Origin of the sequence: Acinetobacter ursingii DSM 16037 = CIP 107286, assembly GCF_000368825.1 — a bacterium.
GTDB classification, from domain to species: Bacteria; Pseudomonadota; Gammaproteobacteria; order Pseudomonadales; family Moraxellaceae; genus Acinetobacter; species Acinetobacter ursingii.
Window position 1 is genome coordinate 283,692 of sequence record NZ_KB849719.1, and the last position, 21,345, is coordinate 305,036.

The window sequence follows — 21,345 nt, forward strand, 5'->3', positions numbered from 1 at the left end:
CTTTAGGCGGGTTAGAGATATGATTAGCGCATCTTATCATTTACGTTCAGACGTAGGAGACAGCGTCTTTTGCAAACTTTGCGCGCGTCAAAATGTGGTTTATCTACAACGCAACTTCCTTCTTCTATCTTAGATGTGATCGATAGTCTGACCAAAGCAGGCTATGAAGCCTATATCGTTGGTGGTGGGGTTAGGGATCTCATGTTAGGTCTTAATCCAAAAGATTTTGATGCCGTCACCAATGCTACACCTGCTCAGGTAAAAGAAGTTTTTGGACGACGTTGTCGTATTATTGGACGACGTTTTGAGTTGGCACATGTGTATTCTGGTCGTGAATTGATTGAAGTGGCGACTTTCCGTGCGCCGCCTAAAAAGGCAGTCACCAGTACATCAGGTATGATCTTGCGTGATAATAACTGGGGAACCATCGAACAAGACTTTGCTCGACGTGATTTTTCAATTAATGCGCTGTATTATCAACCACGCAAAGGTATTGTGCTGGATTTTTGTGATGCCATTTCCGATATTGATCATAAAACACTACGCTTATTAGGTGATCCGAAACAGCGTTTTGAAGAAGATCCAGTCAGAATGCTTCGTACACTGCGTTTTGCAGCCAAATTAAATTTTGATATTGATCCACAGATTTTAAAAATCTTCGATGTGGACATGACGCAACTGTTACGTGATGTATCGCCACATCGTTTATATGACGAGTCGCAAAAATTATTCACGATGGGGCATTTGGCTCGTGTTTTACCAATGCTCATCGAATTTGATATCTGGAAGCAATTATTTGCAGATATTAAGCCTGATATCAGCAAATTTATTGAACGTGCCGCAAAAAATACCGATCAGCGTATTCAGATTGGTAAAACCATTAACCCTGCATTTTTCTATGCAGTGTTGTTATGGAAGCCTTTTTTAGAGCGTTGTGATTTTTATCTGGCGAAAGGCATTGTTCCTGCTGAAGCCCGTGCGCAGGCAGGTTTAGACGTACTTAAGCGCCAAGCCACCCGTACTGTTATTCCTCGTTTTGCAGAAACTTTTATTCGTGAAGTTTGGGAAATGCAGGTACGTTTACTCAATCCTAAACCTCAACAAATTGAAGCGCTCGCAAGTCATGCGCGTTTCCGTGCAGGTTTTGACTTCTTGTTGTTGCGTGAAAAATCGGGTGATGATTCAACGCAAGGCATGGGGCAATGGTGGGATCATTATCAGTCCCTGTCGAGTGATGAAAAAGAAACTGCGATTAGTCAATACAATCGGCAACGTGCTAAGACGCGCCGTAAACAAAATATTGAAGCAAACGAATCTAAAGACACTACGGCTGAAATTGAACCTTTAGTTAACGTACCAGAAGCACGTAGTCGTCGTGCGCGCCGTGAACAAACACGGAGTAAAGACCATGTGGCTCGTAGTCCCGAATCTTCGACGGCAAATCTCAATACTGATCACCCAATTATGAAGCGTAAACGGGTACAGCGTGATTTGAGTCAGGTTGTCTTTGGACCCACTCAATGAGTGTTGTCACCTATATTGGGATGGGCAGTAATTTAGGTGATTCCCGTCAGATTCTTCAATATGCAGTTCAGCGTTTAAAAGATTTGGGTCAGGTTCAGGTTTCTCGACTTTATCAAAGTCCTCCGATGGGACCGCAGGATCAACCGCATTATTATAATGCCGCGGCACAGTTAATCACTTTGCTTGAACCTTTGGATTTGCTGGATCAATTACAGCGTATTGAACATGAGGCAGGTAGAGTACGTCTGCGCCGTTGGGGTGAGCGTACATTGGATCTGGATTTACTTATTTATGCTGAGCAAGATATTCAAAATCAGCGTTTGACTGTGCCACATCCTGGGTTACTTGAGCGTGATTTTGTGATTGTACCTTTGTTGGATATTGATGCTGATCTCATTGTAAAAGGTCAAAAGCTAAAAGATTTAGAACTGGTAAAACATCCGTCTTTAACTGTTGTGGCGGATCGCAACTGGGTTGAAAAATAACTTGCCTGTTCGGGTTGGTTGATAGAGGACATCATGATGATTAGTCTAAGTGACTTAAGAAAATTTAAAAGCGAAGGACGCAAGTTTTCCTGCCTGACCTGCTACGATGCGAGCATGGCCAAAGCGATGGAGCTTGCTGAGGTTGATTCAATTTTGATTGGTGATTCTCTGGGAATGGCAATACAGGGTCATGACTCTACGTTGCCTGTGACTGTTGATGATATGGCTTACCACACTGCTGCGGTACGCCGTGGAAACAGCCATGCATTTATTATGACTGATCTACCCTTTATGAGCTATGCCACCTTAAATGATGCTTTGCAAAGTGCCAAAAAAGTCATGCAGGCAGGCGCGCAAATGATCAAAATCGAAGGCGGTGCGTGGCTCAGTGAATCTGTCCGTGTATTGACACAAAACGGTATTCCTGTTTGTGTACACTTGGGTTTAACCCCACAATCTGTGCATGTGTTTGGTGGTTATAAATTACAGGCCAGAACTCGTGAAGCCGCAGATCAGTTAATCGCAGACTGTACTGCGGTGGTGGACGCAGGTGCTGCGATTTTATTACTGGAATGTGTTCCTGCACAATTGGGTCAGGAAATCGCTGAATTATTTCCAAACATTCCTGTTATTGGGATTGGGGCTGGTCATCAAACCGATGGTCAGGTCTTGGTGGTACAAGATATGCTGGGTTTGACATTCGGGCGTGTGGCACGATTTGTACGTAACTTTATGAAAGAACAATCAGGTGAAACTGCGATTGTGGATGCGTTTAAAGCTTACCATGCAGCTGTGCAAGATCAATCTTTCCCAGCACCAGAACATACTTTTCAGGTCGAGTTATAACTCATGAAAACAGAAACAACCATTCATGGATTGGCGGCATCTTTACAAGCTGCTCGTGCGGCGCGTAAAAGTATTGGCTTTGTACCAACCATGGGGAATTTGCACCAAGGACATTTGAATCTGGTGCGTGAAGCAAAAAAACTCTGTGATGTTGTTGTGGTTAGTATCTTTGTGAATCCAATCCAGTTTGGTGAAGGCGAAGATTTCGAAAGCTATCCGCGTACCTTAGAGCAAGACAGTCATTTATTGGCAGATGTTGGCTGTGACATTATTTTTGCACCCACGGTTGAACAAATGTATGGCAAGCAACCACGTTTGACCAATATCACGGTCGGTGGTATTACCAATGACCTCTGTGGTCAATCACGTCCGGGTCATTTTGACGGTGTTGCAGTTGTTGTCACTAAACTGTTCAATATTGTGCAACCAAACTTTGCATTCTTTGGACAAAAAGATTATCAACAATTGGCGGTGATTCGCCAGTTTGTAAAAGATCTAAACATTCCTGTTGAAGTGATTGGAGTGCCGATTGCGCGTGCAGAAGACGGTCTGGCATTGAGTTCACGCAATGGTTATCTGACTGAAGATCAACGTAAAATTGCACCAACTATTTACCAATCGCTGAAACAGGCTGAAAAAGAGTTGCAAGCAGGTCATTCATTATCTGATGTGTTACAAAGTATCAAAGCGCAATTGACAGCTGCGGGCTTTGTTGTGGACTATGTCGAAGCACGTCAGCCAAACTTGCAGCCAATTGAGATATTTAATCAGGACATCGTATTGTTTGTGGCGGCAAAATTAGGCTCAACACGTCTCATTGATAATTTGCAGGTTCAATTTAAGGCATAATACTCATAAAAGGACAGCCATGCCATGAAGCGTATTCTTATCGTCACAGGACAATCTGGATCGGGTAAATCCTCAGCATTGCAGGTTTTAGAAGATCTGGGTTATTACTGTATTGATAACCTACCTTTGGCATTGCTGCCAGAAATTGTGTCTAAACTAGATCATGAAAATAATTTGGAGCAGTTGGCACTTGGTGTAGATGTTCGAAGTACACGGGCAGACTTGCAGGAGTTTGATCAGGTGTTTGAACAATTACAACGACATGGTTCTGTCGATGTGATTTATTTAACCACACAGGATCAAGAGTTAATTGCACGCTTTAGTTCCTCGCGTCGTCCGCACCCGTTGGCGAGTCGTTTTAAAAGCCTGAATGAATGTATTCAGGAAGAAAAACAGCTCTTGATGCCGATTCAATTTCGCTCAACGGTACATATCGATACCACGGATAAAAGTGTGCATGATCTTAAGCATACTTTACTTTCGAAACTGGGGCAGTCAGACAAATTAATTCTGATTTTACAGTCGTTCGGTTATAAACATGGTATTCCCTTAGATGCGGACTATGTGTTTGATGTACGGCATTTGCCTAATCCGCACTGGGATTTGGAGTTACGTAAATTTTCAGGATTAGACCAACCTGTTCAGGAATTTTTGGAAGCCAGTGAACAAACCAATGATATGTTTAATGATGTTTATCATTTTTTAGATAAATGGTTGCCTGTTTTTGCAGAAGGGCATCGACATTACATGACCATTTCGATTGGTTGTACAGGCGGTCAACATCGCTCAGTCTATATTGTAGATAGACTAAAAAAGGCACTTGAGGCAAAATGGTCTATTCAGGTTTTACATAGAGAAATGAAGCACTGGTCATGATTGATACCACTGTTGATGTAATTAATAAACTTGGCCTACATGCACGTGCGTCGGGGAAATTGATCGAAGTGACAACGAAATTTCGATCTTCTATTCAGATTGGTAAAGGCGAAAAGCTCGTCGATGCTAAAAATATTATGTCCTTGCTGATGCTTGGTGCTGGTAAGGGCACGACTTTGCGTTTGGTGATTGACGGCGCTGATGCTGAAAAAGCAGAAGACGAAATCAAGGCATTATTCGCAGCAAAATTTTATGAGGCAGATTAACCGTGGCACGTCGTCCCAATAAGCGTTACAGTGAAGAAGATTTTGATTCTTTAGAAGGGCGTGCAAGTAAAACTGAACAGAAGAAAGCTGTGCAGCGTATGGCAGCATTAGGTGAACAGTTGGCAGAGCTTTCTGCGAAACAAATCCAGAAGTTGCCTGTAGATGAACGTTTAATTGATGCTTTGCTCGATGCGCAAACGATTACTTCATTTGAAGCACGTCGTCGTCAATTCCAGCGTGTGGGTAAGTTGCTACGCAATGAAGATGAAACGGTCATTCTGTCCTATTTGACCCCACAACAAGGACTCAAAAAACAGGCACAATTACAGCGCTGGGTCGATCGTATGATTGAACAAGGTGACCCTGCGATTAATGAATTTAGTAAACTGCATAATGCGTCTGAACGTCATACCTTGCGTCAGCATGTATTACGTATTCAACGTGACATCACTCAAGCGCTAAGCGAAGAAGAACTCGCAGCCTCCAAGTTAAAGCTTTTTAACTACGTACAGCAAGTAGCATTATTATCGGATAATTGATTTTACTGACAGTTTCAAACGATGAATTTATAGTAAATGCCAGTCAGATCAAGTGTTGACTGGCATTTTTATTGACGTTAATTAAACTCACCTGTGGCACGTTGTTTGGCCCAGTCACGTAAAATAAATTTCTGTAATTTACCTGTTGAGGTTTTTGGAATCTCGGTAATCACAATATCTTTAGGGACTTTAAAACGCGCCAATTGTTGCTGACAATGTGCAATTAATTCATCGGTACTGACACTGATGCCTTGTTTTAATTCAATAAAAGCGCAAGGCACTTCCTGCCAGCGTGGGTCAGGTTTGGCAACGACTGCGGCGGTCATGACCGCTGGATGCTGATACAACACCTCTTCCACTTCAAGCGATGAAATATTTTCACCCCCTGAGATAATTACATCTTTGGCACGGTCAGTAATTTTGGCATAACCATCGGCCTGACAAACAGCTAAGTCGCCGCTATGAAACCATCCGCCTGCAAACGCTTCTTCTGTGGCTTTCGGATTTTTCAGATAACCCTTCATCACAATATTGCCACGGAACATAATTTCCCCCAGTGTTTGTCCATCGGCAGGCACGGGTTGCATGGTTTCAGGATCAAGTACCCGCATACTGTCTTGTAATGGATAAGGCACACCCTGACGAGAATGTAACTGCGCCTGTTCCTGAATCGATAAATCATTCCAGCCTGCCTGAGAGGCACAAAGCGCAGAAGGGCCATAAGTTTCAGTGAGTCCATAAACATGGGTCACATTGATACCAATATGACGCATCCCTTCAATAATCGCAGCAGGTGGTGCTGCACCAGCGACCATGACTTCAACGCGATGATCAAAATGAACCTGTTTGTCTTTAGGGGTATTGATCAACATGGATAATACGATGGGTGCGCCACAGAAATAATCCACTTTATGTTTGGCAATCAGCTCAAATACAAGTTCTGGATCTACTTTACGCAAACAGACATTGGTGCCGCCATTGGCTGCAATCGTCCATGCGAAACACCAACCATTACAGTGAAATAGTGGCAGTGTCCATAAATAACTGGCACGAGGCGTCATACCACAGGCAATAATATTGCTTGCTGCATTGAGATAAGCTCCGCGGTGATGATAAACCACACCTTTTGGATTACCTGTGGTGCCAGAGGTGTAATTCAGACTAATCGCATCCCATTCATCATTGGGAAGTGACCATTCAAAATTGGCATCGCCTTGACTCAGCCATGTTTCATATTCAATTTGACCAATCGGGTTGGAAAGTTCAGATTCATATTCGAGATCAGCAACATCAATCACGTAAATTTGTTGTGAGATCAGCGCCAGTGCTTCCCGAGCAACATGAGCAAATTCTGGATCGACTAAAAGTACTTTACTTTCTGCATGTTCCAACATAAACGCAATGGTTTTGGCATCAAGTCGGGTATTCAAGGTATTTAGCACAGCGCCTGCCATAGGAACAGCAAAATGTGCTTCGATCATGGCAGGGATATTCGGAAGTAGGACCGAAACTGTATCGTTTTTTTGAATCCCTAACTTTTGTAATTGATGTGCAAATTGACAACAACGTTGATAGGTTTGTTTCCATGAGAGCTGACGTGCACCATGAATAATAGCTGCCTGATCTGGATAAATATAAGCGGCGCGCTCTAGATACCGTAAGGGTGAAAGTGCTACAAAATTGGCAGCCGTTTTAGGTAGCTCATCATAAGCATTCATGGCAATAGACTCCGTGTCATTGTTTTAATGATTGTTAACTAAAAGATAGGGGTTTAATTTCATCAAATCATTTAGGCTTTAGTCTTAGAGTATGGGGTGCAACCTATGAGCTTTAAATGCTGGATGAAAAAACCTTGTGGTTATTTTTATCATAAACGCCTCATAAACTAATCCGAGCAATAATTTTGCGTCTATTTGTTTTTATATGATTGAGCTTGTAAATGCTCCAATTGTCCTCATTAACTAAGACATGAATGCAAAAAATTGAGAAACTTATCTTTTTTTAAGTGTAGCTGTTTTCTCAAACTCTTAACCCGTGTAAAATTCTGCCATAATTTTATATTATCCACCGTTTTTATCTTTTGAGGTCTTCCTCGATCATAATCTCGCGGTGATATGCTCCATTGTGCGGGGCATCACTCCTTAAGGATTTTCTTATGCCAATTATCACATTGCCAAATGGCGATCAAAAATCATTTGATCAAGCTGTCTCTGTTATGCAAGTCGCTCAGAGTATTGGACCAGGTCTTGCTAAAAATACCGTTGCGGGTCGTGTCAACGATCGCCTTGTAGATGCATGTGATTTAATCACCGAAGATGCAACAGTACAAATTATTACGCCAAAAGACCCAGAAGGTGTCGAGATTATTCGTCACTCTTGTGCGCATTTGGTTGGACATGCGGTTAAGCAATTGTTCCCTGACGTGCAAATGGTGATTGGGCCTGTGATTGAAGAGGGCTTTTATTACGATATCTTTAGTCCAAAGCCATTTACTTTAGAGGATATGGCAGCGATTGAAGCACGTATGAAACAACTGATTGATCAGGATTATGATGTCATTAAAAAAATGACACCGCGTGCTGAGGTGATCAAAGAATTTCAATCTCGTGGTGAAACTTATAAATTACGTTTGATTGATGACATGCCTGAAGAAACCCAAATGGGCTTGTACTATCATCAGGAATATGTGGATATGTGCCGTGGTCCTCACGTGCCAAATACCAAGTTTCTAAAGAACTTCAAGCTGACTAAAATTTCAGGTGCTTATTGGCGCGGTGACGCTAAAAATGAGCAATTACAACGTATTTACGGCACAGCTTGGTCAGATAAAAAAGAGCTAGCGGCTTATATCAAACGTATTGAAGAAGCTGAAAAACGCGACCATCGTAAAATTGGTAAAGCGCTTGATTTGTTCCATATGCAAGAAGAAGCGCCGGGTATGGTGTTTTGGCATGCCAATGGCTGGACGATTTATCAAGTTCTTGAACAATACATGCGTAAAGTTCAGCAAGAAAATGGTTATCAGGAAATCAAAACCCCGCAAATTGTCGATTTTAGTTTATGGGAAAAATCTGGACATGCAGCAAACTATGCTGAAAACATGTTTACCACACATTCTGAAAATCGCAATTATGCTGTTAAACCGATGAACTGTCCTTGCCATGTGCAAGTCTTTAATCAGGGTTTAAAATCTTACCGTGATTTGCCGATTCGTTTAGCCGAGTTTGGCTCATGTCATCGTAATGAACCATCTGGTTCTTTACATGGCATTATGCGTGTCCGAGGTTTTACTCAGGATGACGCGCATATTTTCTGTACCAAAGAACAGATTGGAAAAGAAGTTGCAGACTTTATCCAATTAACTTTGGATGTCTATAAAGACTTTGGTTTTGAAGATGTACAAATGAAACTTTCAACTCGCCCTGAAAAGCGGGTGGGTGAAGATGCACTTTGGGATCTGGCAGAAAAATCATTGGCAGATGCCTTAGATGCTGCTGGACTGGATTGGGAATTACAACCCGGTGAAGGCGCATTCTATGGTCCAAAAATTGAGTTTTCATTAAAAGACTGTTTGGGTCGTGTTTGGCAATGCGGTACTATTCAATGTGACTTTAACTTGCCAGAGCGTCTGGATGCCTCGTTTGTGACAGAAGACAATGAGCGTGATCAGCCTGTCATGTTACATCGCGCAATACTTGGCAGTTTTGAGCGTTTTATTGGTATACTTATTGAACACTATGCGGGTTTTATGCCACCTTGGTTATCACCTGTACAAGCTTGCGTCATGAATATTACCGATTCGCAAGCTGAGGCATGCCAACAAGTGGTGGCAAAACTCAAAGAAAATGGTCTTCGGGCGATTTCTGACTTGAGAAATGAGAAAATCGGCTTTAAGATTCGTGAGCGTACACTTGAGCGTATTCCGTACCTTTTGGTTCTTGGTGACCGTGAAGTTGAAGAAGGTACTGTTAATGTTCGTACTCGCTCAGGAAAAAATTTAGGTACTATGTCAATTGATGCATTCATTGACTTAGTGAAATCTGCCGTTGCCGAACGTGGCCGGTACATTGTGGAGTAAGAAAGATTAAACAGCCTGATCGTAACCAACAACAAGGTGCAAAAAGTAACCGTCCTGCGATTAATGACGAGATCCGTGCAAAAGAAGTACGCCTCGTAGCCGCAGATGGAGAACAAAAAGGGATCGTTTCACTTGCTGAAGCGTTGCGTGCTGCCGAAGATTCAGATCTTGACCTAGTCGAGATTGTTGCTAATGCAGAACCACCTGTTTGTAAAATCATGGATTACAACAAGCACTTGTTTGATTTGAAGCAGAAGCAAAAAGATGCGAAGAAAAAACAGCATCAAGTACAGGTCAAAGAAATCAAACTACGTCCAGCAACGGATGTAGGTGATTATCAGGTCAAGCTTCGTGCGATTTTAAAGTTCCTTGAAGAAGGGAACAAAGTTAAAATCACGTTACGTTTCCGTGGTCGTGAGATGGCACACCAACAGTTAGGTTTGGCGCAATTGCAAAAAATTGAAGCAGACGTGACCGATTTTGGTGTGGTTGAACAGGCTCCGAAAATGGAAGGTCGTCAAATGGGCATGTTACTTGGACCGAAAAAGAAAAAGTAAGCTTTTACCCATTTCAAAAAACGCAGCCTAAACGCTGCGTTTTTTTGTGTTGCTGCTTTTTTTATGTTTAGATTTATAGATAATTGAAAAAATAATCAGCTCACTCTCATTTTATAAAAAATCTAAAGAAAAATAGGAACTCATCCTAGTCATTCCTACATTATTTAAGGTGAATCTATTTGATCCGTTTCCTGTAGAGGAGTGGATAAACGGAGAAAATCCGGGGCGTAAATTTGTCGATAAGCAGGCAAAACCATATCAGAATAAACAGCATCGACTGACTAGATAAAGATTTAGATTCTCATTTTATGATTTTCTTTAAGGTTGTTAAGCAAAGTCACTGCTAAACTAAATCACTCTTTATACTTTTATTCGATGTTAAAAAACATGTTATAAACGTATACAAAGACTTAAAGATAGAAAAATAGGATAAGAAGGTATTTCATGATAGACCTATATTATTGGGGAACCCCCAATGGACATAAGATCAGCATCGCGCTCGAAGAAATGGAGCTGGAATATCAAATTTTTCCAATTAATATTTTAGAAAATGATCAGTTTCAGCCAGACTTTCTTAAAATATCACCGAACAATAAAATCCCTGCCATTATTGATCAAGATGGCCCAAATCATGAACCAATTTCGATTTTTGAATCGGGTGCAATTTTACAATATTTGGGTCGTAAGACGGGACTTTTTTACCCGACAGATGAGCAAGAACGCGTTGAAGTCGAGCAATGGTTAATGTGGCAAATGGGCGGTTTTGGCCCAATGCTGGGTCAAAATCATCATTTTGGTCGCTTTGCCAAAGAAAAAATTCCCTATGCCATCGAGCGTTATGTCACTGAAACTAAACGCTTATATAGCGTACTTAATACGCAGCTCATTGGACAAAAATTTGTGGCAGGTGAGTACTCGATCGCAGATATGGCAATTTTACCGTGGGTATTACGTCATGAGTGGCAATCCATTGATTTAAATGACTATCCTTATGTGAAGGATTATGTAGAACGTTTGACTGCGCGCCCAGCCGTACAGAAAGCTTTATCCATTCAAATCATCTGATTTTTTACTGAAAGATCATTCAATCTTTGATAAAAAGTAATGGCTTTTTGTCAAAGATTCTCTGATGGCGTATTTTCTTTTATTTTTGTCTGCATTTGGTGCAGCAACATTGTTGCCATTGCAGTCCGAAGCCGTATTATTTTCGATGTTCGTACTTCAACAGCATCCAGTCGTGCTTTTATTGTGGATGGCGACGTTGGGTAATGTATTAGGTTCGTGTGTCAACTGGTGGTTAGGTCTACAAATTGAACATTTGAAACATAAAAAATGGTTTCCTGTTTCAGCAAAGCAATTGGAAAAAGCACAAAAGATTTATCATCGTTATGGTTTTTATTCCTTACTGCTAAGTTGGGTACCGATCATTGGGGATCCCATTACCTTAATTGCAGGTGTCCTGAAAGAAAATTTCTGGCGTTTTGTAATAGTGGTCACTTTTGCGAAAGCAGGACGTTATTTGTTTATTTATTTACTTTATATCGGATTGATTCACTGACCAGAAAGCGATGTTTCTGGTCAATTTAAACTTTAGAGTGCAGAACATTTATCCAGTTTAAAATGGATTTCATCTTTAAGCTTGGATTTTTTAAAGAACCAAAGTTTTTTAGGAACATCTACTTGGGTATTTGAAATGGCTTGCATCACCTGTGCATCTAAAGCGTAAATCCCTGAGCCTTTGTTAATTTTGACTTGGGTTGCTTCACCTTGTTTATTCACTTTAAAATTAAAACGCACCAAGCGATCTTTGCCTTTAAGTTCATCACGTGGCACATTTAATGTAGGTTGCTGAACATAGCGAAAAGGAACTGATTTGGCTGTTTGCTGTTTTAACCAGTTCTTTGAATCAAAATGATAAATACATTCAGCAGTTGAGTCATCGCGGTCTTTATAATCCAGATTAAAAGTTTGGTAACCTATCGTCGAAATAAGATTTCCATCTTGTTGGAACGGTTTTACTTTGGCTTGTTCTACTGCTTTTACGAGCAAATCGTCCAGCTTTTTATTACCAGTACTTTCCTGAACTTTGACTTGAGTGACTGTTCCTGTTTCATCTGCCGCGACACGTAAAATCGCAGCCCAATCCTGTCCTTGTAAATCTGCATTGTCATAATTGAGCTTTGGAAACTCACGCCATTCAAGCCGAGTTGTCAAATGTGCGGGAAGGGCAGAGCTTTTTTGTGGTGCCAATTGTGAAGAGTTTTCTTTTGCATCAGCTTGGGTGATGGATACACTTGCAAAAAGTGCAAGGCAAAAAATAGATTGTTTCATCTTGGATGGTTTGTGATTGTAAAAGCATTGTTGCGAAGTATTCCCTGTTCAGGAAATACACGCAACAAAAAAATGCAGACTTGAGGGTATCTAATGAAAAATCATATTATTTGTGTGAAAACATACCTTAAAGTTAGGGATCGGTGCCTTTATTAATATCCACATGAAATAAATCTTTGGTTTTCGTCCAGCTTAATATCACCACTGCAAGCGTCATACAGCCACCAAACAGGGTTGCTGCAAGAGTTCCCATATATTTAGCAGCTAAACCTGATTCAAACGCCCCTAGCTCATTACTACTCGAAACAAACATGCCATTGACCGCGGCAACGCGACCGCGCATATTTTCGGGTGGAAAGATTTGTAGAATGGTTTGACGCACCACTACAGAAATACTGTCGCAAGCGCCTGTCATGGCTAAAGCAAAGAGTGACAGCCACATGTGACTTGAAAAAGCAAAAATAATGGTAAATATGCCGAAACCAGCTACAGCCAGTAACATATTACGCCATGCATGATGTGTTGGTGGAAATCGGGTTAAAGCAATCATGGTAAAGAGCGCACCAATAGAAGGAGCTGCTCTTAAATAACCTAAACCTTCGGGACCAACTTTTAAAATATCTTCAGCAAAAATTGGCAGTAACGCCACTACGCCACCAAATAAGACGGAAACCAGATCCAGTGAGATTGCCCAGAGCACAATCTTGGTTTTCCAGATAAAACGAAAGCCTTCTCCCAAACTTGACCACATATTTTCATGTTCAATTGCGGGAAAGCTTCTTTTTTTCAGCAACATGATTAAACAAAAACAAATGAACAGAAGGATGGAAACACTTAATAGACTGGTTTCACGACCTAAAAAAGCCAGCATAAAGCCACCGAGCATTGGCCCTAAAATCACGCCACTTTGCCAACCTATGGTTGTCCAAGTTGCGCCATTGGTATAAAGCTCTCGTGGAATCAAAAACGGCTTAAGTGATGTCGCAGATGGGCTATAAAAGCCACGAATCACACCAAAACAGAAAATAACCGCATAAATCCCTAATGCCAAGACATGGACACTGATTTGATTTAAACCATATAAGTGAAAGAGTCCCCACAGCACTAAGGGCAATGGAAATGAAAAGAACAGACAAATTTTCATAATCAGTTGTTTATTAAATTTATCTGCTATATAGCCGCCCCAGAGTGACAGACTAATAAATGGAATCGCTTCTGCAAGACCAATCAGACCCAAAGTGAGTGGATCTTTGGTAATTTTATAAAGTGAATAGGCCACAATAATTTCCTGAATCAAAATGGCAAGTGTCAGGCAAAATTGATTGACCGTAATAATGGAAAAATCGCGATATCGGAGTGCGGCAAAAGCATCCTGCTTAGCTTTCATAACTATCGTATTTTGAGAATCTTGCTTTAATTATAAGCACGAATTCTTAAAACAAGGCTATAAAACTAAGTTTTTTGATGGGTAAAATATTAAAACTCAGAGCTGTGTATACGATGCAATTTCAACTGAATTTGCTTTTGTTTTAAGCAAAGATGCTATATCATACTGCCTTCCTTACCTGCAGGTCGATTTGCAATGGTGCAAACGTGCCGAACAGGTGCTCAAAAGAGGTTACTATGGCTAAGTTAAAAACTCGCCGTGGTGCAGCTAAACGCTTCAAAGCGACTGCAAACGGTTTTAAGCGTAAACAAGCGTTCAAGCGCCACATCTTGACCAAAAAATCTGCTAAACGTATTCGTCAATTACGCGGCTGTGTAATGGTTCATGTTTCTGACATGAATTCAGTTCGTCGTATGTGCCCATACATCTAAGGAGATTATAAATGGCTCGTGTAAAACGTGGTGTAGTGGCTCATCGTCGTCACAAAAAAATTCTTGCTCGCGCTAAAGGTTACTATGGTGCTCGTTCACGCGTTTACCGCGTAGCGTTCCAAGCGGTAATCAAAGCTGGTCAATACGCTTACCGTGACCGTCGTCAGAAGAAACGTCAATTCCGTGCTCTATGGATTGCGCGTATCAATGCCGGTGCTCGTCAAAACGGTTTGTCTTACAGCCGTATGATCGATGGCTTGAAAAAAGCTCAAGTGATCATCGACCGTCGCGTATTAGCTGACATCGCTATGCATGATGCAGTTGCATTTGCTGCTTTAGCTGAAAAAGCGAAAGGTGCATTAGCTGCATAAGCTTAGAGATTCAAAAGAAGGCCGCTTTTTAGCGGTCTTTTTTATTGGTTGATTTATGGTTGAGACAGATTTTTCAAAAAATTATAAAAGAAAGAGAGATAAAATGCGTAAACAATACCATTTTCGGCAGGTTGGTCATGATACTTATATTTGGGATATACACCGACTGGTCGATTTGTCAAAAGATTTTAAAGTTAAAGAAATCTCATTAGATCAAATTTTGGAGCTAAATGAAGCGTATTGGTTTCCAGATGAATATCCAACTACACTGCAAATTCTTGAACATATTCAACTTATCGAACAGGCGGATTTAACCTATCCAATCATTCTAAGCGCTGATGGTCGAGTCATGGATGGTATGCATCGAGTGGCTAAGGCAAAACTACAGGGAGATTTGAAGATTCTCGCTGTACAATTTGAGAAAACGCCTGTACCTGATTTTATCAACGTTGATGAGGATGATTTAAACTATGATGAATAAGATGATGTATTGATTGTATTGAAGATTACACAACCCCAACATCTTTGATTAGACATTTAGCCTCGAATCTTTCTACAGTAAAGAAACTTTTATAGTCAAGAGAACTTGAGGAGAATAAAAACATGTTAGTCAGCGTAGAAGGTTTAGAGCAAGGTGCAATTGAAACGGAATTGAGTATTTTGCCAAGAAAAGGTGAAACAATTCGAGTTTTTTATGGACCAGATGCCGAAGTTGAAGGTGAAATTGAAAATGTTCATCACATTGTTAATCAACATGATGGTGGGCACAAAGTCATTATAAAAATAAAACCCAGCTATTAAGAGATAAACCTAAAAACCTAAAGTAAACGTACTTTAGGTTTTTATTCAAAATCGTTATAGACCAAAATAATATGCGCAAGCGCAAATAATAATGGTCAGAATAATAAGTTTGATCACTCCCGATGAACCTACTTTATGATGTTGATGATCTTTAGAGGTAGATGGCTTTTTGTTTTGCGATAGCGTCTGTGCTTGAGGATCGAGAGGGGATACGATTTCGATAGGAGTGCGCTGTGCGGACTTATAATGATTGGCGATCTTTACAATCAGCTTGGCACTCAGGTCGTCCAGTTTCTGAGAAAAATTACGCAGATTAATCTGATCTTCAGGTGTAAGCATTTCACCAGATTCGCGATAAGGATGTTGACGTAACTGCTCAATAAAGTCTGACAAAGCTTCGGTACGATGCAAAAGTTCATGCGCAACATCGGCGGAATAATCTGTTGGAATAAGCGCTAGATATTGCATGTCCTGCAAAAGTGATCCATCTGGTTTTTGTACCAGTTTGGCATCGATTCCATAATAGGGTAAATCAAGATTTTGCGGTTCAACAAAATTTTGAGCGTACTTGCTGCGAAATAATTCATTTTCAATAAAGGTTTGAATTTCGTTCCAATCAGACTCTTTTAAATCGGCTTCAATTTTTTTGGATAACTTATCAGACAGATCAAAGCGCCAAAATGTTTCCTGATGCAAAGTTGACTGTTGTGAAGCTGGAATTTCAAAGTCATTGTCATTTAAGTACCATTCGGCAAGTTCTTTACCTAAGATCCATGCGGTTTTTTTATTCTTTTCATGACTCACAATAAAATGGGCAAAGGGCAGTAGCTCCACATTGGCATTTGGATTTTGTTCATCAGTGAGTAATGTGGAAAGATGTAGACTAATGCGGTAAACACCTTGCTTTTTTAATCCTTCAAGCCAGACTTGAAAATGCTGTGCCAGCAGGTGCTGTGAACTCAGATCACGAAACTGAAAATAGTGCTGATAAAAAATAGAATGCTGTAACCAACGACTAAAACTGAGTTCATGGTTGAGATATTCATTGCCATAGGTGATTAGAGTAAGTTGTTGTTTCCAGATTTGATCAAGTGCCATAGTTCAGTTTTCTCATCTGTGCTGAATGCAATCTTATACGTTTTATAATTCGTATGACTAGAGGTCACTCGCATTGAACAGCAATTTTCCTGCGTTTGATCTTCATCATTGTGTCTAAAAACTGTTAGAATGCAGAGTTTTATTTTATTTATAACTTTGTTGCTTTGAGAGTTACTATGTCACTGGAAGCCCTGACCACCGAAGCGCTTGCTGCCATTGCAGCAGCTCAAGACCTTGCTGCACTCGATCAAGTCCGAGTTCAATTTACAGGGAAAAAAAGCCAGCTTGCAGAACAATCGAAAGCATTGGGCAAAATGGATCCTGAGGAACGTAAGGTTCAAGGTGCTGCTATTCATGCTGTTCGTGAAGCGATGAATAACGCACTGACTGAGCGTCAAAATGCGTTACAACAAGCTGCATTACAACAAAAACTGGCGAGCGAAACGATTGATATTACCTTGCCAGGACGTGGTCAACACACAGGGAGTATTCATCCTGTGATTCAGGTGCAAGAACGTATTTGTCAGTTCTTTACCAAAGCAGGTTTTATGGTCGCGACTGGGCCTGAAGTGGAAGATGATTATCATAACTTTGAAGCCTTGAATATTCCAGGACATCATCCTGCACGCGCGATGCACGATACCTTTTATTTTGATGCCAATCATTTATTGCGTACGCATACCTCTGGTGTGCAGATTCGTACCATGGAAACCACACAACCACCGATTCGTATTGTGTGTCCGGGTCGTGTCTATCGTTGTGATTCGGATCAAACCCATTCTCCGATGTTTCATCAAATCGAAGGTTTGTACGTTGCAGAACATACCAGTTTTGCTGAGTTGAAAGGTTTATTGATCAACTTGCTGAATGAGTTTTTCGAAAAAGATTTAAAAGTCCGTTTCCGTCCATCTTATTTCCCATTCACAGAGCCGAGTGCTGAAGTGGATATTATGGATGAGCGCGGACGTTGGTTAGAAGTTTTAGGCTGCGGCATGGTACATCCAAATGTACTACAAGCAGCAGGAATTGATCCTGAAAAATACAAAGGCTTTGCCTTTGGTTTAGGGGTAGAACGTTTTGCGATGTTGCGTTATGGCATTAATGATTTGCGGATGTTCTATCAAAACGATGTGCGTTTCTTACGCCAATTTGCTTAAACATTTTTCAGGATTAAATAAGGTTTTATACAAATGAAAATTAGCGAAAACTGGTTACGCACTTGGGTGAATCCAGCGATTGATAGTGAAACTCTGGCTGATCAACTGACCATGCTGGGTCTGGAAGTCGATGAACTTGCACCTGTTGCCAAGCCATTTACTGGTGTGGTTGTCGGTGAAGTACTTACGGTTGAGCAGCATCCAGATGCAGATCGCCTACGTGTCACCAAGGTCAATATTGGTTCAGGCGAAGCTTTACAAATTGTGTGTGGCGCGCCCAATGTACGTGTAGGCATGAAAGCACCTGTTGCCACCATTGGCGCAGTATTGCCAGGCGATTTTAAAATTAAAAAAGGCAAACTGCGCGGGGTTGAATCTCAAGGCATGCTGTGTGGTGCTTCAGAAATTGATCTGGAAGACAAAATCGACGGTTTACTTGAGTTGCCTGATGATGCACCAGTGGGTGTCAATGTTCGTGATTACTTAAAACTTGATGACAACGTCATTGATATTAGCATCACGCCGAACCGTGGTGACTGTTTTAGTATTCGTGGAATTGCCCGTGAAATTGGTGTGATCAATCAGTTGCCTGTTACTCAGCCTGAGATTCAAGCGATTGCAGCAAACATTACTGAGCAAAAACAAGTTCAATTGACCACTGATGGCGCACCGCGCTATTTAGGCCGTGTTGTCAAAAATGTCAATGTCAAAGCAGCGACACCTGCTTGGATGGAACAAGCTTTAGCACGTTCAGGGATTCGTACCCATAGCATTTTGGTCGATATTACCAATTATGTGTTGATGGAATTGGGTCAGCCGATGCATGCCTTTGATTTGGCAAAATTGCAAGGCGATATTCAGGTCCGTCAAGCTCAGCCTCAAGAAAAATTGATGCTATTGAACGAACAGGAAGTTGAACTCAATCCTGAGATTATGGTCATAGCGGATGATGTCAAAGTATTGGCGATTGCAGGGATCATGGGCGGTCTTGAAACTAGTGTAACTGATGACACACAAGATATTTTCCTTGAAAGCGCATTCTTTGCCCCACTTGCAATCGCAGGTCGTGCACGTCGTTTTGGTTTGCATACAGATTCTTCACAACGTTATGAACGTGGTGTCGATTTTGAATTACCAATGATCGCAATGGATCGTGCTTCACAGTTGATTCAACAATATGCAGGCGGAGAGTTTGGTCCGATTACAGTAGCTGAAAAAACTGAGCGATTGCCACAACGTAACTCGATCGAACTCAATCAAGCACAGGTTGATGCCTTACTAGGTTACCAAGTATCGGCTGAGTTTATTGCAGATGCTCTAACGCGTCTAGGTTGTATAGTTACGGTTAAAGCGCAAGGGCAGTGGTCAGTTGTACCGCCATCACATCGTTACGATATGGCGATTTATCAGGACTTGATTGAAGAAGTTGCCCGTATTCATGGCTATGATAATATTCAGATTCGTTTGCCACAGATTGATGTGAAATTTAGTGCTTATCAAGATGGTTTTGAGCAAGATCAGTTACGTCAAACGATGGTCACACTGGGTTATCAAGAAGCGATTAGTTTTAGCTTTGCTGACTTAAAACTGGAAAAACAATTGAATCCAGCTGTTCATCCGCTGGCATTGGCGAATCCAATTTCAAGTGATTTGGCGGTGATGCGTAGTACTTTACTGTCGAGTTTGATTCCGTGTGTACAATACAATTTAAATCGTCAACAAAATCGGGTACGTCTGTTCGAACTTGGTCTGCGTTTTGATTATCAAAATGCTCAGTCGATTCATGATTTAAAACAAATTCCGACTTTGGCGTTAATTGCAGTGGGTTCACGTATTCCTGAACAATGGCATGCCAAAGCACAGCCTATGGATTTCTTTGATCTTAAAGGTGAAGTTGAGCAGATATTGGCAGCTGGGCGAGTGCAAGTTGATTATGTCCGTTCAGAACGCGCTTGGTTGCATCCGGGGCAATCTGCTGAGATTGTAGTAAATGGTCAATCGTTCGGATATTTGGGACGTTTACATCCATCACTTGAAAATGATCTGGATTTAGGTGTAACTTGGGTAGCAGAATTAGATCAAAGTGCAGTTTTGCAATCTTATGTATCTAATTTTACAGAATTATCACGTTTTCCATCGGTTCGACGTGATATTGCGCTGTTAATCAGTGATAATATAAATGTGAATGATATTCAGCAGTTAATTAAACAAACAGGTGGAGACCTTTTGGATTCTAGTTGGTTGTTTGATGTGTACACGGGTCAAGGTGTTGAACAAGGCAAGCGCTCTCTAGCATTTGCACTGTTATGGCAACATCCTTCACGTACGCTTGAAGATGCTGAAATTAAATCTGGTATGGATCAAATTATAGAAGTGTTAGAAAACACTTATCAAGCGACATTGAGGGCCTCATGACAGCACTAACTAAAGCAGACATGGCGGATCATTTAAGTGAGCTCACGAGCTTAAATCGTCGTGAAGCAAAACAAATGGTTGAGTTGTTTTTCGACGAGATTAGCCAAGCGCTCATCGCAGGTGAGCATGTGAAACTTTCGGGTTTTGGCAACTTTGAATTACGTGATAAACGTGAGCGCCCTGGGCGTAATCCTAAAACAGGAGAAGAAATTCCGATTTCTGCACGTCGTGTTGTGACTTTTAGAGCGGGTCAAAAATTTAGACAGCGCGTAGGAAATGAGCAGGATTAAACTGTTCTATTTCAGAGCTGTGTTTATTTGATTTTTCTTTTTTATAAAATGGCAGGTTTAATCCTGCCATTTTTTATGTCTAATTGGGTGATTTAGAAAATCCAGAAATTTACATATGACCTTTGATCACTTTATTTGCCGTTCTTATATATTTGAAGGTGTAGGCTGTTTGTTTGAAATTCGAGATAAAATTTACTCTGAACCTAATACTTTTCATTAGATGACTCTAATATTGCAAAATCGATTTGAATGCACTATGCCTTGATTTTATTATAAAAAATAAAATAATAATGAACTGGTAAATAGAAAGGAAAAGGAGCTTATGGTTATGAAAATTATGATCCTAAGCAATAATATGTGAATCGTGAATCGTGAATCGTGAATCGTGAATCGTGAATCGTGAATCGTGAATCGTGAATCGTGAATTTATTAATTTAATAGTGAATCATTTCTAAATAAAAAAGAGAGCTAAAAAGCTCTCTTTTTTGACACTAAATCTAGATACTAGATTAGTGAGCAGCTTCTGATGCAGAAGCAGCAGCGTCAGTTGCAGCGCCAGCAGCGTCAGTTGCAGCAGCAGCAGCTGTGTCAGCAGCAGCAGCAGCGTCAGATGCAGCAGCAGCAGCTTCTGGAGCAGAAACAGCAGCAGCGTCAGTTGCAGCAGCAGAAGCTTCAGATGCAGCAGCAGTAGCTTCAGATGCAGCAGCGTTAGCGTCAGCAGCAGCTTCTTCAGTTTTCTTTGCACAACCAACGAAAGCTAAAGTAGTAGCGATAGCAGCAGCAATAGCGATTTTCTTGAATAACATGGCATCACTCTCATAAATTTTGTGAGATTAAAAAAAACCGGTGTTAGCCTGTTTGTGCTTTAATTATTCCTAACGAAGCTAGGTAACAACGCATGGAGCAGTCTAACTGGTCTGGAAATATGCTATCATTGCCTATGATGAAATACTACTGCTGAACGATAAAATTAAGAGAAAAAAGCGATAAAATAGACGAATTATTAACAGAAAATAACAATCAAAAAGTCAGTTTATATTGGAG

The 21,345-nt window shown here is 40.9% G+C and carries 24 protein-coding genes; 19 read left to right on the forward strand and 5 right to left on the reverse strand.

What is annotated here, in order from left to right; translation table 11 throughout:
- The first annotated feature begins 69 nt into the window (after positions 1 to 69).
- The 7 genes from pcnB to yjgA are packed head-to-tail and all read left to right on the forward strand — an operon-like array spanning position 70 to position 5,385.
- The gene (pcnB, locus tag F944_RS16295) at positions 70 to 1,524 is read left to right on the forward strand and encodes a polynucleotide adenylyltransferase PcnB (protein ID WP_004992978.1); all 1,455 of its coding nucleotides are present in this window, start codon (positions 70 to 72) and stop codon (positions 1,522 to 1,524) included.
- Entirely contained in the window at positions 1,521 to 2,009 is a 489-nt protein-coding gene (folK, locus tag F944_RS16300; protein WP_004992979.1) for a 2-amino-4-hydroxy-6-hydroxymethyldihydropteridine diphosphokinase, read from the forward strand. Before pcnB ends, folK begins: the two co-directional genes overlap by 4 nt.
- A 36-nt stretch (positions 2,010 to 2,045) precedes the next feature.
- Positions 2,046 to 2,855 carry a 3-methyl-2-oxobutanoate hydroxymethyltransferase gene (gene panB / locus F944_RS16305; RefSeq protein ID WP_010588722.1) on the forward strand — a complete coding sequence of 270 codons (810 nt, stop codon included), beginning with the start codon at positions 2,046 to 2,048 and terminating at the stop codon, positions 2,853 to 2,855.
- Between the two features lie 3 nt (positions 2,856 to 2,858).
- On the forward strand, positions 2,859 to 3,704 hold the full coding sequence (gene panC / locus F944_RS16310) for a pantoate--beta-alanine ligase (protein WP_004992987.1): 846 nt from the start codon (positions 2,859 to 2,861) through the stop codon (positions 3,702 to 3,704).
- Positions 3,705 to 3,728: 24 nt separating this feature from the next.
- The gene (rapZ, locus tag F944_RS16315; RefSeq protein WP_004992999.1) at positions 3,729 to 4,580 is read left to right on the forward strand and encodes an RNase adapter RapZ; all 852 of its coding nucleotides are present in this window, start codon (positions 3,729 to 3,731) and stop codon (positions 4,578 to 4,580) included.
- Positions 4,577 to 4,846 (forward strand): HPr family phosphocarrier protein, encoded by a 270-nt coding sequence (locus F944_RS16320; protein WP_004993001.1) that lies wholly within the window; start codon positions 4,577 to 4,579, stop codon positions 4,844 to 4,846. The genes rapZ and F944_RS16320 overlap by 4 nt, the downstream gene beginning before the upstream one ends.
- A 2-nt stretch (positions 4,847 to 4,848) precedes the next feature.
- On the forward strand, positions 4,849 to 5,385 hold the full coding sequence (gene yjgA, locus F944_RS16325) for a ribosome biogenesis factor YjgA (RefSeq protein WP_004993003.1): 537 nt from the start codon (positions 4,849 to 4,851) through the stop codon (positions 5,383 to 5,385).
- A gap of 77 nt (positions 5,386 to 5,462) precedes the next feature.
- Here yjgA and F944_RS16330 read toward each other — a convergent pair whose 3' ends face one another.
- The gene (locus tag F944_RS16330) at positions 5,463 to 7,103 is read right to left on the reverse strand and encodes an acyl-CoA synthetase (RefSeq protein ID WP_004993005.1); all 1,641 of its coding nucleotides are present in this window, start codon (positions 7,101 to 7,103) and stop codon (positions 5,463 to 5,465) included.
- A gap of 437 nt (positions 7,104 to 7,540) precedes the next feature.
- On the opposite strand from F944_RS16330, the gene thrS reads away from it, so the two are divergent.
- From thrS to F944_RS16350, 5 genes are all read left to right on the forward strand, one after another.
- Entirely contained in the window at positions 7,541 to 9,463 is a 1,923-nt protein-coding gene (gene thrS, locus F944_RS16335) for a threonine--tRNA ligase (RefSeq protein ID WP_004993008.1), read from the forward strand.
- Positions 9,464 to 9,468: 5 nt separating this feature from the next.
- Positions 9,469 to 10,020 carry a translation initiation factor IF-3 gene (gene infC, locus F944_RS16340; protein ID WP_080632311.1) on the forward strand — a complete coding sequence of 184 codons (552 nt, stop codon included), beginning with the start codon at positions 9,469 to 9,471 and terminating at the stop codon, positions 10,018 to 10,020.
- 151 nt (positions 10,021 to 10,171) lie between these two features.
- Positions 10,172 to 10,309 carry a DUF7709 family protein gene (locus F944_RS17495; RefSeq protein ID WP_418655291.1) on the forward strand — a complete coding sequence of 46 codons (138 nt, stop codon included), beginning with the start codon at positions 10,172 to 10,174 and terminating at the stop codon, positions 10,307 to 10,309.
- Positions 10,310 to 10,464: 155 nt separating this feature from the next.
- Complete coding sequence (locus F944_RS16345; protein WP_004993015.1) at positions 10,465 to 11,085, forward strand: glutathione S-transferase N-terminal domain-containing protein; 621 nt, start codon at positions 10,465 to 10,467, stop codon at positions 11,083 to 11,085.
- A gap of 64 nt (positions 11,086 to 11,149) precedes the next feature.
- Positions 11,150 to 11,578 carry a YqaA family protein gene (locus tag F944_RS16350; protein WP_004993018.1) on the forward strand — a complete coding sequence of 143 codons (429 nt, stop codon included), beginning with the start codon at positions 11,150 to 11,152 and terminating at the stop codon, positions 11,576 to 11,578.
- 32 nt (positions 11,579 to 11,610) lie between these two features.
- On the opposite strand, the gene F944_RS16355 is transcribed toward F944_RS16350, so the two are convergent.
- Positions 11,611 to 12,351: a TonB family protein gene (locus F944_RS16355; RefSeq protein ID WP_004993020.1), complete on the reverse strand. Its 741-nt coding sequence runs from the start codon at positions 12,349 to 12,351 to the stop codon at positions 11,611 to 11,613.
- Positions 12,352 to 12,484: 133 nt separating this feature from the next.
- Complete coding sequence (locus tag F944_RS16360; RefSeq protein WP_004993022.1) at positions 12,485 to 13,738, reverse strand: MFS transporter; 1,254 nt, start codon at positions 13,736 to 13,738, stop codon at positions 12,485 to 12,487.
- A 236-nt stretch (positions 13,739 to 13,974) separates the two neighbouring features.
- Here F944_RS16360 and rpmI point away from each other — a divergent pair, with 236 nt between their 5' ends.
- The 4 genes from rpmI (at position 13,975) to F944_RS16380 (ending at position 15,341) form a co-directional block, all read left to right on the forward strand.
- On the forward strand, positions 13,975 to 14,169 hold the full coding sequence (rpmI, locus tag F944_RS16365; RefSeq protein WP_002054552.1) for a 50S ribosomal protein L35: 195 nt from the start codon (positions 13,975 to 13,977) through the stop codon (positions 14,167 to 14,169).
- A gap of 11 nt (positions 14,170 to 14,180) precedes the next feature.
- A complete protein-coding gene (gene rplT, locus F944_RS16370) occupies positions 14,181 to 14,540 on the forward strand; it encodes a 50S ribosomal protein L20 (RefSeq protein WP_000124858.1) in 360 nt (119 codons plus the stop codon).
- Positions 14,541 to 14,643: 103 nt separating this feature from the next.
- Positions 14,644 to 15,021, forward strand: coding sequence for a hypothetical protein (locus F944_RS16375; RefSeq protein ID WP_004993027.1), 378 nt, complete (start codon positions 14,644 to 14,646; stop codon positions 15,019 to 15,021).
- 122 nt (positions 15,022 to 15,143) lie between these two features.
- Positions 15,144 to 15,341, forward strand: coding sequence for a hypothetical protein (locus tag F944_RS16380; RefSeq protein ID WP_004993029.1), 198 nt, complete (start codon positions 15,144 to 15,146; stop codon positions 15,339 to 15,341).
- Positions 15,342 to 15,395: 54 nt separating this feature from the next.
- Here the strand turns inward: F944_RS16380 and F944_RS16385 are convergent, their stop codons facing one another.
- Positions 15,396 to 16,439 (reverse strand): hypothetical protein, encoded by a 1,044-nt coding sequence (locus F944_RS16385; RefSeq protein ID WP_004993030.1) that lies wholly within the window; start codon positions 16,437 to 16,439, stop codon positions 15,396 to 15,398.
- Between the two features lie 176 nt (positions 16,440 to 16,615).
- Between F944_RS16385 and pheS the strand changes: the two genes are divergently transcribed.
- Genes pheS through F944_RS16400 form a run of 3 tightly spaced genes read left to right on the forward strand, consistent with a single transcriptional unit; the run spans position 16,616 to position 20,301 of the window.
- Entirely contained in the window at positions 16,616 to 17,596 is a 981-nt protein-coding gene (gene pheS, locus F944_RS16390; protein WP_004993033.1) for a phenylalanine--tRNA ligase subunit alpha, read from the forward strand.
- A 33-nt stretch (positions 17,597 to 17,629) separates the two neighbouring features.
- Positions 17,630 to 20,011 carry a phenylalanine--tRNA ligase subunit beta gene (gene pheT, locus F944_RS16395; RefSeq protein ID WP_004993036.1) on the forward strand — a complete coding sequence of 794 codons (2,382 nt, stop codon included), beginning with the start codon at positions 17,630 to 17,632 and terminating at the stop codon, positions 20,009 to 20,011.
- On the forward strand, positions 20,008 to 20,301 hold the full coding sequence (locus F944_RS16400) for an integration host factor subunit alpha (protein ID WP_004993038.1): 294 nt from the start codon (positions 20,008 to 20,010) through the stop codon (positions 20,299 to 20,301). Before pheT ends, F944_RS16400 begins: the two co-directional genes overlap by 4 nt.
- Before the next feature lie 509 nt (positions 20,302 to 20,810).
- Here F944_RS16400 and F944_RS16405 read toward each other — a convergent pair.
- Positions 20,811 to 21,107, reverse strand: a complete 297-nt coding sequence (locus F944_RS16405) for a hypothetical protein (protein ID WP_004993040.1) — start codon at positions 21,105 to 21,107, stop codon at positions 20,811 to 20,813.
- Positions 21,108 to 21,345 lie beyond the last annotated feature (238 nt).

Bases quoted from the DNA above. Each gene is read 5' to 3' on its own strand.
- folK (WP_004992979.1), top strand. From the start codon at position 1,521: ATGAGTGTTGTCACCTATATTGGGATGGGCAGTAATTTAGGTGATTCC.
- panB (WP_010588722.1), top strand. From the start codon at position 2,046: ATGATTAGTCTAAGTGACTTAAGAAAATTTAAAAGCGAAGGACGCAAG.
- panC (WP_004992987.1), top strand. From the start codon at position 2,859: ATGAAAACAGAAACAACCATTCATGGATTGGCGGCATCTTTACAAGCT.
- rapZ (WP_004992999.1), top strand. From the start codon at position 3,729: ATGAAGCGTATTCTTATCGTCACAGGACAATCTGGATCGGGTAAATCC.
- F944_RS16320 (WP_004993001.1), top strand. From the start codon at position 4,577: ATGATTGATACCACTGTTGATGTAATTAATAAACTTGGCCTACATGCA.
- F944_RS16330 (WP_004993005.1), bottom strand. From the start codon at position 7,103: ATGAATGCTTATGATGAGCTACCTAAAACGGCTGCCAATTTTGTAGCA.
- thrS (WP_004993008.1), top strand. From the start codon at position 7,541: ATGCCAATTATCACATTGCCAAATGGCGATCAAAAATCATTTGATCAA.
- F944_RS16345 (WP_004993015.1), top strand. From the start codon at position 10,465: ATGATAGACCTATATTATTGGGGAACCCCCAATGGACATAAGATCAGC.
- F944_RS16350 (WP_004993018.1), top strand. From the start codon at position 11,150: ATGGCGTATTTTCTTTTATTTTTGTCTGCATTTGGTGCAGCAACATTG.
- F944_RS16355 (WP_004993020.1), bottom strand. From the start codon at position 12,351: ATGAAACAATCTATTTTTTGCCTTGCACTTTTTGCAAGTGTATCCATC.
- F944_RS16360 (WP_004993022.1), bottom strand. From the start codon at position 13,738: ATGAAAGCTAAGCAGGATGCTTTTGCCGCACTCCGATATCGCGATTTT.
- rpmI (WP_002054552.1), top strand. From the start codon at position 13,975: ATGGCTAAGTTAAAAACTCGCCGTGGTGCAGCTAAACGCTTCAAAGCG.
- rplT (WP_000124858.1), top strand. From the start codon at position 14,181: ATGGCTCGTGTAAAACGTGGTGTAGTGGCTCATCGTCGTCACAAAAAA.
- F944_RS16375 (WP_004993027.1), top strand. From the start codon at position 14,644: ATGCGTAAACAATACCATTTTCGGCAGGTTGGTCATGATACTTATATT.
- F944_RS16380 (WP_004993029.1), top strand. From the start codon at position 15,144: ATGTTAGTCAGCGTAGAAGGTTTAGAGCAAGGTGCAATTGAAACGGAA.
- F944_RS16385 (WP_004993030.1), bottom strand. From the start codon at position 16,439: ATGGCACTTGATCAAATCTGGAAACAACAACTTACTCTAATCACCTAT.
- pheS (WP_004993033.1), top strand. From the start codon at position 16,616: ATGTCACTGGAAGCCCTGACCACCGAAGCGCTTGCTGCCATTGCAGCA.
- pheT (WP_004993036.1), top strand. From the start codon at position 17,630: ATGAAAATTAGCGAAAACTGGTTACGCACTTGGGTGAATCCAGCGATT.
- F944_RS16400 (WP_004993038.1), top strand. From the start codon at position 20,008: ATGACAGCACTAACTAAAGCAGACATGGCGGATCATTTAAGTGAGCTC.
- F944_RS16405 (WP_004993040.1), bottom strand. From the start codon at position 21,107: ATGTTATTCAAGAAAATCGCTATTGCTGCTGCTATCGCTACTACTTTA.